Below are 14,140 nucleotides of genomic sequence, written 5' to 3' on the forward strand. Positions count from 1 at the left end.
GACTCAATGACAGCGCCTCTCACACCCGCCGATTGTGATCTGCGCGACTTTGCTTTCATGCCGTTGGATGCAACCCGCCTGCTTGATAGCGATCTGTTTGCGCTCTCGACCGGCGATGAGTTCAAGGCGGCTTTGTCGCTGTGGTGCAAGTGCTGGTTGCAGATACCTGCCGCTAGCCTGCCAGACGATGACCGCGTTCTTGCGCACCTCTCCGGGGCCGGTTCCAAGTGGAAAAAGGTCAAGGACATGGCGTTGCGCGGCTTCATCAAGTGCAGCGATGGTCGCCTGTATCACCCTGTTGTGGCCGAGAAAGCCAATGATGCATGGGATCGGCGTTCTGGTTTCCAAGAAAAGCGGGCGAACAAAACCAACCGTCAACAACGCTGGAGGGAGCGCGTCAAAGAGGTTTCTGCCGAACTACGTGACCTTGGTGTAGTCCCTCCGATGAATGCTTCGTTGACGTCTCTAGAGGACATTCTGAGACAAGCAAAAGACGCCGACGAGACGGGCGGTAGACGTCTACGTAGACAGCTTAGAGAGGGAGAGGGACAGGGAGAAGATACAGTAGCTAAAGCTACTGACGCTTCCGCGTCTTCGGACAAGGTTTTTTGGGATAATGCGAAATCCTATCTTGGCGGTCCTTCCAAGGGTTCGTTGATCGGCAAATGGTGCCGCGACTTCGGCAAGCCTGAGACGGCCAACGCAATCACGGCGGCTCAATTGGAGCGCGCGGCGGACCCAATCGCATACGTCCAAGGGGTTCTGCGTAAATCCAAGCAAATGGCAGAGGAGTTCCCGATGTGACGGAACCTCTCGACGCCTCGATCCTGCGTCGGCTCTCGGAAATTGAGCGCCGATTGGCAGAACTGGAAAAGCACAGCCACCCGCCTGTTGATCTTACCAAGCCAGTATACGCGGCGATGGCAAGCATCTTGCGGGAAGCCGCAGATAGGGCGGACCCATGCTGAACTTCACCCCCACCAAGACCGGCAAGCACCTGTGCCCCGCCTGTTCCGCCACCCGCAAAAACAAGCGGGACCGATGTTTGAGCGTGACCAAAGACGCCCAAGGTTGGGTTTTCCACTGCCACAATTGTTCGTTTTCAGGGGCCATCAATGACAATCCATCCCAAGCATTCAGCATGGATCGAAGCACGCGGTCTCGATCCGCAGCTTGCCGCCAAACTTGGGCTGGAAACAGTCATGCGGGACGGCAAGGCATGGCTGGCAATCCCGTATCTCGAAGCTGGGCAGGCGATCAATCACAAGTATCGGCTGACCTCGGAAAAGGACCACAGGATGGACGCAGGAGCGCCGCTTGCGCTCTGGAACGCGGACTGCCTGCGCGAACCGAAAGCCCGCAGCGGGCAAGCGCCTGTCGTGATAACGGAAGGGGAATGGGACGCGATAGCGGCGATCCAATCGGGTTGCGAACTGGTGGTCTCCGTTCCGAACGGTGCGCCTTCGTCGGTCACCGCTGACCTCGACAACGCCAAGCGTTACGAATGGATTGACCGCCACGCCGAAGCCCTTGCCGAAGTCCGTGAATTCGTCCTGGCCGTCGATGACGACAAGGCGGGCCACTACCTTCGCGCCGACCTGGTCGCGCTGCTTGGTGCCGACAGGTGCAAGTTCATCGAATACCCGTTCCCCTGCAAAGACCTGAACGAAGTCTTGCAGGAATACGGCGCGCTGACCGTGGCCAAGTGCATTGCCGAGGCCAAGCCTTACCCGGTTCAGGGCCTCTACAAGCTGGACGACTTCCCCGAACGCGGCGAGGTCCGGTCCTATCCGGTCGGGATCGACGCCATCAGCGACATGATCGCAATCGTCCCCGGCACGCTGACGGTCGTCACTGGATACGCCAACATGGGCAAGTCCACGGTGATGAACGCGATCATCGGGCACGCGCTGCGCTATCATTTCCCGGTCTGTGTCGCGTCCTTCGAAACCGACGTTAAGCCGATCCTGCGGGACGGCCTGCGCATGGCGATCATGGAGTGCGGCAAGCACGATCTGACCAACACCGACACAAGCGATGCTGACGACATTCTGGCCGACCGCCTCACGATCATTTCACAGGCGGTTGACGAGGACATGGAAATGGACCTCGACAAGTTCCTCGACCTTTGCCGCACCGCAGTGGTTCGCCACGGCACCAAGATGATCGTCCTCGATCCATGGAATGAACTGGAACACAAGCGCCGCCGCGATGAAACCGAAACGGATTACATCAGCCGAGCGCTTCGGGCGATCAAGCGCTTTGCCAAGCAATACGATGTTGCATTCTGGATCGTGGCCCATCCGACAAAGCCGCATGAAGGGGCCAAGAAAATCCCCGGCCTCTATGACATTTCAGGCTCGGCCAATTGGGCGAACAAGGCGGATTATGGCCTGACCTATCACCGGCCCGATCCCAAGGACAATCTGGCCAAGATCATCACGACCAAGGTTCGCATGGGCCTACCCGGTCGCAAGGATGAAGTGAGCGTTACGTTCGACTTCCGGGCATCGCGCTTTGTGAAGGTGGATCGTTGAATGACTTCCCTGACGGCTTCCACCCTTGGCCCGGAACACGCGAACCCCGCGACGACGGCCCGTTCCAGATCATCCTGCGAGGGCCATGGTCTGCCGGTGTCTGGACAGAGGCACAATTCACGCGCGGGCAGATCAACTGGATACACGACGGAAGCTGCGGCGACATCATTGCAGTCCGTAAGGCATGAGGGCCGCAACACAATTCGCAAGGGGGCAAACTGATGGCACGCAAGGGGGGAAGGCAATGACACAAATCTGCGTTCAGTCCGATTTCCTGCTGACGCTCTTGACCGAGGTGGGAAAGCACCGTGCGCTTGCAGACCATGAAACGGACATCATCGAGGCCATCGTGTGTCGTGGTCATAAATCCACTGGCCTGCGCATCAGGTGGACAGCGACGCTTGACCGCAAGTTATGGCAGGCCAGCCATTCCAAGGGCGGAATTTCCCGCTTTGCCGATGCCAACAAGATACCGCGCCAAGGGGCATATGACCGGCTCTTGAAGCTGCGGAAAGCGAACGAAGCCATAGACCGGCGGAAAGGGTAGGGTAAGGACATGCCCGAGACAGAGGAGAGCGCAGGCGCAGGACGCCCATCGTCGTATGACGATAAGTTTGCGGCACAGGCTGAAAAGCTTTGCGCGCTTGGCGCTACAGATCAGGAATTGGCCGATTTCTTTGGAGTAGATGTGCGAACCATCTATCGCTGGAAGCACGCCCATGACGCATTTTGTCAGGCCTTAAAGGGAGGTAAGGCAATTTGCGATGAGCGAGTTGAGCGCAGCCTTTACCAGCGCGCTATCGGGTATGAGCAGGAAGAAGTTAAAATCTTCATGCCAGCAAACGCTCTAGAGCCGGTCTACGCGCCATTCCGCGCCAAGGTTGCCCCAGATGTGACAGCCGCAATATTCTGGCTCAAGAATAGGCGGTCGCAGGATTGGCGGGATCGCAAAGATATCGACCACACCTCGTCCGATGGCAGCATGACGCCTGCGATGCTCGATGCATCCAAGCTATCGACCGAAACGCTGCGGGAACTGATGGCGGCCAAGAATGCTCCTGACGCCTGACGATCTGCACGCGTGCGAGGTTGAACTTGCCAAGCGGTCGCTGGCAGACTTTGCACGCATGGCTTGGCATGTTCTGGAACCTGCAACCGCGCTCAAGTGGGGATGGGCCTTAGACGCTATCTGTGAGCATCTTGAGGCGGTTTCCTATGGGCAGTCTCGCCGCCTGCTAATGAACGTGCCGCCGGGTTCGATGAAGTCGCTCCTGACTGGCGTGATCTGGCCAGCATGGGAATGGGGGCCACGTGACCGGGCTGAATTGCGGTTCCTCGGCACGGCGCACAAACAGGACCTGGCGGTTCGTGACAATCTGAAATGCCGCCGCCTGATCCAGTCGGATTGGTATCAAAAGCGTTGGCCGGTAAACCTGACCAGCGACCAAAACGCCAAGACCAAATTCGAGAATGACCGCACCGGTTTCCGTGAGGCGATGGCATTCGAGAGCATGACCGGTTCGCGCGGCGACAACGTCATCTTGGATGATCCGCATTCGGTGGACGACGCAAACAGCGTGGCAAAGCTGCTATCAGGCGTGACGACATTCCGTGAGGCCCTGCCAAGCCGTGTGAACAATGACCGCTCGGCAATCGTCTGCGTCATGCAGCGGCTGAATGAAGCCGACGTTTCTGCCGTGGCAATAGAGCTTGGCTACGATCACCTGTGTATTCCAATGCGATATGAACCAGGCCGGTCCAAGTGGGCGTTCGGCTCCGGCGATCCTCGCACAGTAGAGGGGGAGTTGATGTTCCCCGAGCGCTTTCCCGAGGCACAAGTTACCGAACTCGAAAACACGATGGGCAGTTACGCGGTTGCAGGCCAGTTGCAGCAGCGGCCCGCACCACGCGGCGGTGGCATCATCAAGACGGCATGGTTCCGTTATTACCGCGATCTGCCCGCGTTGGAATGGCGGCAAATTCATGCCGACACAGCACAGAAGACCGGCGAGGAAAACGACTATAGCGTGTTCCAGTGCTGGGGGCGGTCGATAACGGGCCAAGCCGTTCTGATCGACCAGATACGCGGGAAATGGGAAGCGCCTGAATTGCTGACACAGGCCCGTTCGTTCTGGCTAAAGCACAAAGCCATCACAGGTGCGCCGCTGCGGGCGATGAAGATCGAAGACAAGGTTTCCGGCACAGGATTGATCCAGACGCTACGGAGAGAGGGTGTTGCAGTCGTCCCGGTGCAGAGAGCCAAGGACAAGGTTTCGCGCGCCTATGATGCTGCTGCGTTCATCGAGAGCGGCAATGTGTTGTTGCCTGAATGGTCGGACTGGCTGGACGGTTTTATTTCGGAAGCCTCGACATTCCCAAGCGGCGCACATGATGACCAGCTAGACCCATTGTTCGATGCTGTGCATGATGTGCAGTTCGGGCCGGTCACACAGACAAGGCCGGTCGCTGCGATCCCGCGCACAGTGACCGCATTCAACCGCCGCTAGGGAAGCGAAACGGACGAAAGGGCGGGGTTTCCATACAATCCCCGCCCGATGGCCGACGAACTTTACGAACCCGATAGCGCCCTTGAGGAGCAGCCCCGCGACGAAGACAAGTTGCAGGAGGTGCACAAGCGCGCTCTTGCCCGGTTCGATGCCGTCGCCAGCGCTACGCAGGACAGCCGCGCAAAGTCGCTTGAAGCCCGCCGTTTCATCACCATTCCCGGCGCGCAGTGGGAAGGCGCATGGGGCGAGCAATTCGACAACTCAATCAAGATGGAGGTCGATAAGGTCGGGCGCGGCGTTGCCAAGATCGAAAATGATTACCGCGAAAACCGCATTATTCCCGACTTCCGTCCTGACGGTCCGAACGCCGATCAGGACACCGCCGACACGCTTGATGGCCTGCACCGTGCGGACAGTTACCGGTTCAAGTCACAGCAAGCCCGCGACAATGCATTCTTTGAAGCGGTTGCTGGTGGCTTTGGCGCTTATCGCCTGACCAATGAGTGGGAAGACGAGGAAGACAAGGACAACGACCACCAACGGGTCAATCCGGGTTCGGTGATCGTTGACGCCGACCAGTCGGTGTTCTTCGACCTGCAAGCCCGCATGTATGACAAGTCGGATGCGCGCTATGCTTTCGTTCGCACGAAGTTGACGCGCGAGGTGTTCCAGGACGAATATGAAGGCTGCGCCAGTGATTGGCCTGATGTGCCGCAGTGGAAAATAAAGGACTGGTTCCAGCCTGACACCGTGGCGATTGCCGAATATTACGAGCGCGAGGACGTTTCAGATACTGTCCATATCCTGACCTACAAGCTTTCCGGCGAGGAAAAGCGCCTTTGGGCATCGGACATGGAAAAGGGCGATCTGGCCGCAATGAAAGCGGATGGGTGGACGGCCAGAAGCCAGCGCCGCCAGCGTTGCCGCATTCACAAATATATCCTGTCGGGCAATGAGGTTCTTGAAGACTGCGGCTTCATCGCGGGCACATGCATTCCCATCGTTCCGGTCTATGGCAAGCGTTACTACGTTGACGGCATCGAGCGGTGGAAAGGCTATGTCCTCGACAAGATGGACAGTCAGCGGCTTTACAACTCCAACGTTTCAAAGCTGGCGGAAACCAATGCCCTTGCGCCGCGTGAAGTGCCAATATTCGCGCCTGAACAGATTGACGGGGTGCAGGCCGAACAGTGGGCGCGCGCGAATATCGACCGCCTGCCTTATCTGACGGCCCACCCGCTGCTTGATCCTGTCACAGGTGGGATTGCACAGACTGGCCCGATTGGCATGGTGCAGCCGCCGACACTTGCGCCTGTCACAGCTACCCTGTTGCAGATTGCCAATCAGGACTTGCAGGAAGACCAGCAAGACGGCGCGGAGCAGGTCAAGGCTAATACCAGTGCCGAGGCGATGGATATTGCCGCAGCGCGTGTTGATGCAAAGTCCGGGATCTACCTCGACAACATGCGCCAGTCGGTCGAGCGTGAAGGTGAGATTTACCTGTCGATGGCGACGGAAATCTACAGCGAGGCAGGCCGCAAGGTTCGCACCATGTCTGAGGACGGTGATGACGGCGAGGCGGAAATCAAGGGGATGCTGACGAACGGCAAAACCGGTGAAAGCCGCACTATCAACGATCTGGAAAACGCGCGCTACAAGGTCATTGCCAGCGTGACCGAGACGACTGCCACCCGCCGCGACAAGACTGTGAAAGCGATGTTGCGCATTGCCGAGGTTTCAGCCGGTGCACAGGATATGGAAATGTCCCAAGCAGCGCTGGTCACTGCCGTGATGAATACAGACGGCGAAGGCACTGCCGACTTCCTCAAGTGGGTGCGCAAGTCCAAAGCGCTGCCGATGGGCCTGGTTGAACCGAACGAGGAAGAACAGGCCGCGATGGAAGCTGCGGCGCAAGAGCAGACGCCTGATCCGATGGCGGAACTTGCTGCGGCGCAGTCCGAGCAATTCAAGGCCGATGCAGCCAAGAAGGTTGCCGAGGTTGGCAAGATCGAAGCGGATACAGGCCTTGCCAAGGCGAAGACAATCGAGACGCTTAACGGCATTGGGCAACCCGCCAATGATGTCGGGCAAGCCACCCCTGTGGTCCCGCAACCCCGCGCGCTGAACAAAGGCCCCTACTAGGGAAGCGAAATAGAACGCCTGCCTGCGCCCCCGTATCCTTCCGGCCATTCGGCAACCGCTGGGCCGTGAACCGGTGAGGGAAGGAACGAGATGGCAGACGAGACGGACACGCTCGAACTCGACGACACGCAGGCCTTGGAGCCTGAGGCCGAACAGGAAGAGCAGGACGTTGCCGGGGATGAGGGCGAGGACGAAACCGTCATTGCCTTTGGCGAACCGGCAGAAGAGGGGGCAGCGCCAGCCCCGGAAAGCAGCGTTATCCGCGATCTGCGGCGCGCTAACCGCGAACTGGCTCGAAAACTTCACGAGAAAGAACGCGGGCAGCAGCCACAGCGCATCGAGGTAGGCGAAAAGCCGACCCTTGCGGCGTGCGACTTCGACGAAGACCAGTTCGAGGCCCAACTTGACGACTGGAAGCAGCGCAAGGCGGCATCGGACCGGATCGAGGCGGAGCAGCAGGAGCGGACGAAGGCGGAACAGGAAGAATGGTCCAAGCGCGCGGAGACATACACCGCAGACAAGGCCAAGCTTCGCGTTCCAGACTTTGCGAGTGCCGAGGATGAGGTGTTTTCAGCCCTGTCCGCACAGCATCAAGCGCTGATCCTGATGACCGACAAGCCCGCAGCACTCGTTTATGCGCTGTCTCGCAACCCGGCCAAACTGGAAGAACTTTCCAAACTCGACCTTGCACGTGCGGCGATGCTCGTCGGCAAACTGGAGGACAAGGTGACCGTGACCACGAAACGACGCCTTCCGCAGCCTGACCGACCGATCCGGGGTGACGCCCCTATTTCGATGGCATCGACGGACAAGGAACTCGCACGGCTCGAAAAGGAGGCGGAGCGCACGGGGGACCGAACGGCCCTCATTGCATACCGCCGAACCCTTCGGGCCTGACCCAACCCGGTTTTCAAGGATTTTGAGACATGGCCAATTCGTTTACCAAGCAGGAACTCGTTGCATTCGATGAACTGATCGAGGGCTTTGATGACTCGCTCGTCATCGCCAAGGGCGCGACCAAGTGGGTCGGCGGTGATGCGCAGGAGAGTTCGCGCAGCCGTGACAAGTGGTGGATTCCCGCCCCGATGATCGGTCAGAGCTATGACGGCTCAGATGCAACCGGCCACTTTGGCGATGTGACGCAGCTTAACGTCCCGGTTTCGGTCGGCTTCTGGAAGCACTCGTCCAAGGCATTCAGCGCCACCGATCTGCGCAACCAGTATGCAATCGACCAGTGGGTCAAGTCGGCCAAACAGAAGCTTTCGTCGGACGTGAACAAGACCATCTTCGACACCGTTTCTTTGCAGGGTGGCACGTTCTCGAAGCGCACCGGTGCCGCAACCGGTTATGACGACGTTGCCGATCTGGATACCCGCTTCGCACGCACTGGCGTGATGAACGGCGACCGTATGGCGTTTTACGCGCCTTCGGTGATGAACGCGATGGCGGGTAATCTCGCTTCACGTTCGGAAGACAGCGCGCGTTCGCGTGATGCTTATGAAATGGCACGCATTCGCCACGATGTTGCCGGCTTCGAGGTGTTCAAGAACGATCAGGAAATTCTGCTGGCTGCGGCAACCGGCGGCGCGACCACTGTCAACGGCGCTGGACAGAAGACGACCCCCGCCGCGACTTCGACGGGTGCGACCGGTGAAGAAGAGAACAAGGACAACCGCTACACCGATCTGACGATCACCGCGACGACTTATGCGAACATCAAGGTGGGCGATGCGTTCACCATCGCCAACGTCAACGCGGTGCACATGATCACCAAGCAGAGCAGCGGGCAGCTCAAGACGTTCCGCGTTGTTGGCAAGCCATCTGCCGGTGTGATCCGCATCTATCCGGCCATCGTCTTCGGCACTTCGGACGCCGAAAAGGAATATCAGAGCGTTGACGCCCTCCCGGCGAACGGCGCGGCCCTGACGTGGCTCAACACCACGGCGGCACCGCTCAACCCGTTCTTCAAGAAAGAGTCGGTTCTTCTGATCCCCGGCACTTTCGAGGTTGAGAATGGTTCGGGTGTGATTTCCACCTCGGCAACTACGGCGCTGGGCGTGCAGATCATCTACACCAAGCAGACCAACGTCTCGACGCTGCTTTCGTCCTGCCGTCTCGATCTTCGTTGGGGCACTGCTCTGACGAACCCGGAACTCGCCGGGGCACAGATGTTCGGTCAGGCCTGATAATTGGAGGCGGGCGTTTGGAAGCGCCCGCCCTCCTTTCAAGTCCTGTCCGCAGGGCTTTAGAGGAGATTGAGCAAGATGATCCGACCATTCCAGCCAATGTCAGCGGGGGCCATCGCGCAGGCGAATGCCACAAGTTCGGCGGGCGGGTCACTGCCGGAAACCTGCAATGTCGTGGCTCTCTACAATTCCAGCGCAACTGCTGTCGTGTTTTGGGAATGCCGCACGTTGACTTCTACGGCAGACGCTGGCCCCACTGCTGTGGTTCCGGCTTCGGGCGGCGCGACCGGCGGGTTCCCTATCCCACCGGGGCAACTCATTCGCGTCACTGTCGCACCGGGCATCAAGAAATACGCGACCATTGCCAGCGCGGCTGACGGCATTCTCTACATCACACCGGGGCAGGGCAATTGAGCGCTTATCCACGCATGGTCTATCGCCAAGGCGATATGTTGCCTGAGCATGGCGTCGATTATCTCATCATCTTGGACGAGATCGAGGAAGAAGCGGCCATCGGTGAGGGCTGGCGAGTTGGCCTCGATCCGCTTGACCATGATGGAGACGGCAAACCCGGCGGGGTAAGGCGCGGACGGCCACGCAAGAATGACTGACATTCCCATCCCTTCCGGTCCGACGAACAAGGAACTGGTAGACCTTGCGTTTCTGGCGCTGGGCATGACGGACACGATGTTTGGACGGACTGATGAGGAATACGCCTCTGGTGTGACCTTGCTCCGGGGCATGATGGGGGAATGGCCGTTCGACCAGTTGGGCTACGACTTCACCACGCCGCGCCCTTCGGAACGTTCGGGCATCGAACAGAAATGGACGCAGGCTGTTTCGTTGTGCCTTGCGGAACGCCTTGCCCCTGCGACGGGCAAAGGACTTTCCCCACAAGCATCGACGGCTAAGGGGCGTTCCTTTTCGAGCCTTTGCGTCGCTGTAGGCAACAAGTCATCCGTAACCTATCCTGACAATACCCCTTCAGGTGCGGGGCATAGTGTTTTTTACGGTAATGGCCCTTTTTTCAATGAGGGCGATTGATGCGGGTTCCCCTTCTTTCGGGGATGACGGCCAAGGATGGCACGTTTGCGGCATCATATCCTGTCAATCTTGAGCCGAGGACATTCGCCAGCGGCATAAGCCAAGGGCAGATTGTCACCACACGCGGCGCGGTGTCTGTGGCGACAGGGCCGGGGGTTGATCGTGGCGGCACCGTCTGGAATGGAATGCACTACCGCGTGATGGGTTCGCGCCTTGTGCAGGTGGCCAGCGATTGGGGTGTGACCGACATCGGTGATGTGGGTAATGATTACCGATCGGTCGGCTTCGATTATGGTTTTGACCGTCTGGCGATCCGCAGCGCTGACAAACTGTTCTACTGGACCGGAGCTGCGCTGATTGAAGTGACCGACCCTGACCTTGGGCTGGCCAAGGACATGGTGTGGTCGGACGGCTATTATGTGACATCTGATGGGCAATACATCGTGGCCACGCAGTTGAATGACCCTACTGCTGTTGATCCGATCAAATACGGCTCGGCAGAGGAAGACCCGGACATGATCACCGGGCTGTTGCGGTTCCGTGAGGAAATCTACGCGTTTGGCCGAAACACAATTCAGGTCTTTCAGAATGTCGGCGGCAATGGGTTTCCATTTGCAAATGTGCCAGGCGCTACGATCCCTTATGGCTGCGTGTCGGCCTCGGCCAAGTGCCTTGTCGGCGGGACGTTCGCATTTGTCGGCGGCGCGCGCGATGAGCCGTTGAGCGTCTATGTCGAGACAGGCGGCAATGCCTCACGCATTTCAACGCGCGAAATTGACGACATGCTGAATGCCGAGGGTTCCCCGGAACTGATCGAACTAGAGGCACGCGTGTTTGGTGAAGAGCGCCAGTTGCTCGTTCATTTGCAGGATAAGACGCTTGGGATTGCGCTAGGCACTTCGACGGAGGGCGAGCAAGGGGCGTGGTTCATCCTGAATAGTGGGAGGCTCGCACCATACCGCCTGCGTCGTGCTGTGTGGTGCTATGGCAAGCATATTGTCGGGGACCGGGACAGCGCGCAATTGGGTGTCCTGACTGAAGCGCCAGAACACTTTGGTGATGGGGCAGACTGGCAATTCGACACTGCGCTGATGTTCAACGATGGCAAGGCGTTTCTGGTCAATGAAGTTGAATTATTCGGACAGTTCCCAACCGTTCCCAATGCCGTGTTTTTGTCCATGAGCCGGGACGCCGTGGTTTATTCGCGTGAAGTTTCCCGGCGGATGATGGGGCGCAGGGATGAACGTATGCGGTGGACGGTGGGCGCACGATGCCCCACACTTGCTGCAATGCGTTTTCGAGGGCGTGGGCGTTATGCCTTTTCCCGATGCGAGATGACGGGGGAGCCTCTTGGCTGACTTCCTGATCCGGCGCGAGGTTCTTGAAAAGGTCTTCGGGACGCGGTGGGGGGCTGCGTTTGAAAACCAGCAACAGGTGCTTTCCGATGTGCAGGCATCGACGACAACGAACGTTGCCGATACGCAGCTTTTGAAAGACGCCGCCTTCGTCACGCTTTCGGAAAATGCCGAACTGCCGAATGAGCGGGTGCTGTCACTTGGCGATGGGCTTGAAAGTGTAGTCACATCAGGAACGGTATTAATCCGGTTGTCTGTGGACGGCGCGAGGGTATCGGGCGGGTTTAAGGTCACGTTCGTTGCGACCGGTGAAAGCACGGTGGTTGTGCCGTTGGCTGGTATTCTGGCAACCCGCGACAATGCCGAGACGCTGACGAAGAAGACCTTGGACAAGCCTGCGATAACAGGGCTGGTCAATGCCCTGGACGACGTGGCGGCGGCAACGGCGGGTGTCGAGGTTGGTAGCGTATACCGGAATGGTTCGGTTCTGATGATCCGAGTTGTCTAGGGAAGCGAAATAGCGCGGGAAGGCGGTAGCGGCGAAAGTGCGCGCGTCTGGACAATGCGCAGGAGGCTGTCATCGGCCTGTTTTCCCTAATCGGCGGTATCATTGGCGGCGGCAAGCAAGCCAAGGCCACGAAGGAAGCTGCGAAACTTCAATACGATGCCAATATGGCAGGGGTTGATGAGTCACGCCGCCAATTCGATGTAACGCGCCAAGATTACGCGCCATATCAAGACCTCGGGGCCTCTGCGACAGGGCCGCTGGGCAATCTTGTCGGCGTGAATGGCGCTGATGCACAGCAGCAGTTGATCGACCAGTTGAAGGGTGGGCCGCTTTACACATCGCTGATTAACAGTGGTGAGGAAGGTATTCTCGCCAACGCTTCCGCTACAGGCGGGCTTCGTGGCGGCAACACGCAGGACGCGCTTTCCCGGTTCCGGGGTGACACGCTCAATTCAGTGATTGCCAACCAGCTTGCGCAGTATTCCGGCCTTGTCGGCATTGGTTCTGGCGCGACTGATGCTGTCTCGAATTTTGGCGCAAACGCTGTCACGCAGCAGAACGCGCTTCGCAATCAGGGCGCGGGTGCGCTTGCACAGTCGGCATTGGTGCGCGGCGGCATCGCGGCGCAGAATTGGAAGAACGCAGGCTCCTACATCGATGACACGATTGCGTCGGCAATCGGTGGTGGCGCGGGCGGCGGCGGCGGCTTCAATTGGAAGAGCCTCTTCTGATGCCGGAACTTGATTACGCATCGATCATCAATGCAGGCCAAGGGCTTGTCGGAAATCTGCAAGATCAGATGTTTCTCACCGACCAGCGCCGCCAGCAACAGCAGGCGCAGGGCATCAAAATCCAGCAGGCGCAAAAGGCGCAGGAGCGGCAAGGCCTGTTTCAGCGTGATGTCGCAGAGGCGGTGCATTCGGGTGATCCGCGCGCAATCGGACGGTTGATGGTGCAGTATCCCGAGTTTGCCGACCAGATCAAGCCGGGTTGGGAGGCGCTTTCGGCAGACGCGCGCCGCACCAACCTGACGCAGACGGGCATCATCTACCAGCGAGCCAGCGCAGGCGATGCGAAGGGCGCGGCGGCTCTGTTGCGCAAGCGGTATGAAGCCGACGTTGCCGCAGGGCAAGGCGATGAGACGACCAAGGAAATTCTTGACGGGCTGGAAGGTGGTGACCCGCAGGAAGTCAAGATTGCAATTGGCTCGCTCGGCATGATCCTTGCATCTGACGATCCCGCCAAGTTTGGGGAAGTTTACGGCAAACTGAACCCGACCGACGCCAAGAGCGCGTTTGCCAAGGAATACAACGACCGCGTTGGTATTTTCGGTAAGGCTGCGGCGGACAATTGGGCAGCAACGCAGGATGAGAAGTTCATCCCGGTGCAGGCTGGTGGTTCGGTATTCCGCGCCTCCGATCTGATGGGCAATCCCCAAGTGACTCCAACTGCGAAGGGAGGTGATCAGTCCCCCGGTGGGCGAGGTATCGCGCCAACGGGCAGCGCCATTGAAAGCGCTGCAATGTCTGCCGTTCCCGGCCTGATAGTGACAAGCCGCCAGCGCACAGCAGGCAAGAACGCCGATGTGGGAGGCGTGGGCAATAGTTATCACATGACCGATCAGGCGCGTGATTTTGTGCCTCCCAAAGGCATGAGCATGGGCGGATTGCACGCCAAGCTGGCCAAAGCATTTCCCGGCTTCGACGTGATCAACGAGGGTGACCATGTGCATGTGGAACCGGGCGCAGGCACGCCGCACCGCGTTGCCCCGGTCAAGGTTCGCAGCGTCCAGGAAGCCCGCAATCTGCCGAGCGGGACTGAATTCATCACGCCCGATGGCCGCACCATGAGGAAGCCCTAA

At 58.9% G+C, this 14,140-nt stretch carries 15 protein-coding genes; all 15 read left to right on the forward strand.

The genetic code is table 11. The features are described from left to right. Window positions 1–6 precede the first annotated feature (6 nt). The 15 genes from RM192_RS05910 to RM192_RS05980 all read left to right on the forward strand — a co-directional run bounded on the left by RM192_RS05910 (window position 7) and on the right by RM192_RS05980 (window position 14,140). Entirely contained in the window at window positions 7–804 is a 798-nt protein-coding gene (locus RM192_RS05910) for a DUF1376 domain-containing protein (RefSeq protein WP_311506623.1), read from the forward strand. 311 nt (window positions 805–1,115) lie between these two features. Continuing rightward, entirely contained in the window at window positions 1,116–2,537 is a 1,422-nt protein-coding gene (locus tag RM192_RS05915; RefSeq protein ID WP_311506624.1) for a DnaB-like helicase C-terminal domain-containing protein, read from the forward strand. Window positions 2,538–2,781: 244 nt separating this feature from the next. After that, the gene (locus RM192_RS05920; RefSeq protein WP_311506625.1) at window positions 2,782–3,084 is read left to right on the forward strand and encodes a hypothetical protein; all 303 of its coding nucleotides are present in this window, start codon (window positions 2,782–2,784) and stop codon (window positions 3,082–3,084) included. Between the two features lie 117 nt (window positions 3,085–3,201). Further along, entirely contained in the window at window positions 3,202–3,606 is a 405-nt protein-coding gene (locus tag RM192_RS05925; RefSeq protein ID WP_311506626.1) for a helix-turn-helix domain-containing protein, read from the forward strand. Beyond that, complete coding sequence (terL, locus tag RM192_RS05930; protein WP_311506627.1) at window positions 3,590–5,044, forward strand: phage terminase large subunit; 1,455 nt, start codon at window positions 3,590–3,592, stop codon at window positions 5,042–5,044. The genes RM192_RS05925 and terL overlap by 17 nt, the downstream gene beginning before the upstream one ends. Window positions 5,045–5,092: 48 nt before the next feature. Further along, complete coding sequence (locus RM192_RS05935) at window positions 5,093–7,186, forward strand: portal protein (RefSeq protein WP_311506628.1); 2,094 nt, start codon at window positions 5,093–5,095, stop codon at window positions 7,184–7,186. A 90-nt stretch (window positions 7,187–7,276) separates the two neighbouring features. Then, window positions 7,277–8,083 (forward strand): hypothetical protein, encoded by an 807-nt coding sequence (locus RM192_RS05940; protein WP_311506629.1) that lies wholly within the window; start codon window positions 7,277–7,279, stop codon window positions 8,081–8,083. A gap of 29 nt (window positions 8,084–8,112) precedes the next feature. After that, window positions 8,113–9,372: a P22 phage major capsid protein family protein gene (locus RM192_RS05945; protein ID WP_311506630.1), complete on the forward strand. Its 1,260-nt coding sequence runs from the start codon at window positions 8,113–8,115 to the stop codon at window positions 9,370–9,372. Window positions 9,373–9,450: 78 nt separating this feature from the next. Continuing rightward, window positions 9,451–9,786, forward strand: coding sequence for a hypothetical protein (locus RM192_RS05950; RefSeq protein ID WP_311506631.1), 336 nt, complete (start codon window positions 9,451–9,453; stop codon window positions 9,784–9,786). After that, window positions 9,783–9,983: a hypothetical protein gene (locus tag RM192_RS05955; RefSeq protein WP_311506632.1), complete on the forward strand. Its 201-nt coding sequence runs from the start codon at window positions 9,783–9,785 to the stop codon at window positions 9,981–9,983. The genes RM192_RS05950 and RM192_RS05955 overlap by 4 nt, the downstream gene beginning before the upstream one ends. 64 nt (window positions 9,984–10,047) lie before the next feature. After that, window positions 10,048–10,416 (forward strand): hypothetical protein, encoded by a 369-nt coding sequence (locus RM192_RS05960; protein ID WP_311506633.1) that lies wholly within the window; start codon window positions 10,048–10,050, stop codon window positions 10,414–10,416. Window positions 10,417–10,439: 23 nt separating this feature from the next. Further along, the gene (locus RM192_RS05965; protein WP_409233820.1) at window positions 10,440–11,774 is read left to right on the forward strand and encodes a packaged DNA stabilization protein; all 1,335 of its coding nucleotides are present in this window, start codon (window positions 10,440–10,442) and stop codon (window positions 11,772–11,774) included. Next, window positions 11,767–12,279: a hypothetical protein gene (locus RM192_RS05970; RefSeq protein ID WP_311506635.1), complete on the forward strand. Its 513-nt coding sequence runs from the start codon at window positions 11,767–11,769 to the stop codon at window positions 12,277–12,279. The genes RM192_RS05965 and RM192_RS05970 overlap by 8 nt, the downstream gene beginning before the upstream one ends. Before the next feature lie 302 nt (window positions 12,280–12,581). Further along, complete coding sequence (locus tag RM192_RS05975; protein WP_311506636.1) at window positions 12,582–13,010, forward strand: hypothetical protein; 429 nt, start codon at window positions 12,582–12,584, stop codon at window positions 13,008–13,010. After that, window positions 13,010–14,140: a D-Ala-D-Ala carboxypeptidase family metallohydrolase gene (locus RM192_RS05980; RefSeq protein ID WP_311506637.1), complete on the forward strand. Its 1,131-nt coding sequence runs from the start codon at window positions 13,010–13,012 to the stop codon at window positions 14,138–14,140. The genes RM192_RS05975 and RM192_RS05980 overlap by 1 nt, the downstream gene beginning before the upstream one ends.

The organism is Novosphingobium sp. MMS21-SN21R (assembly GCF_031846015.1).
Classification (GTDB): Bacteria; Pseudomonadota; Alphaproteobacteria; order Sphingomonadales; family Sphingomonadaceae; genus Novosphingobium.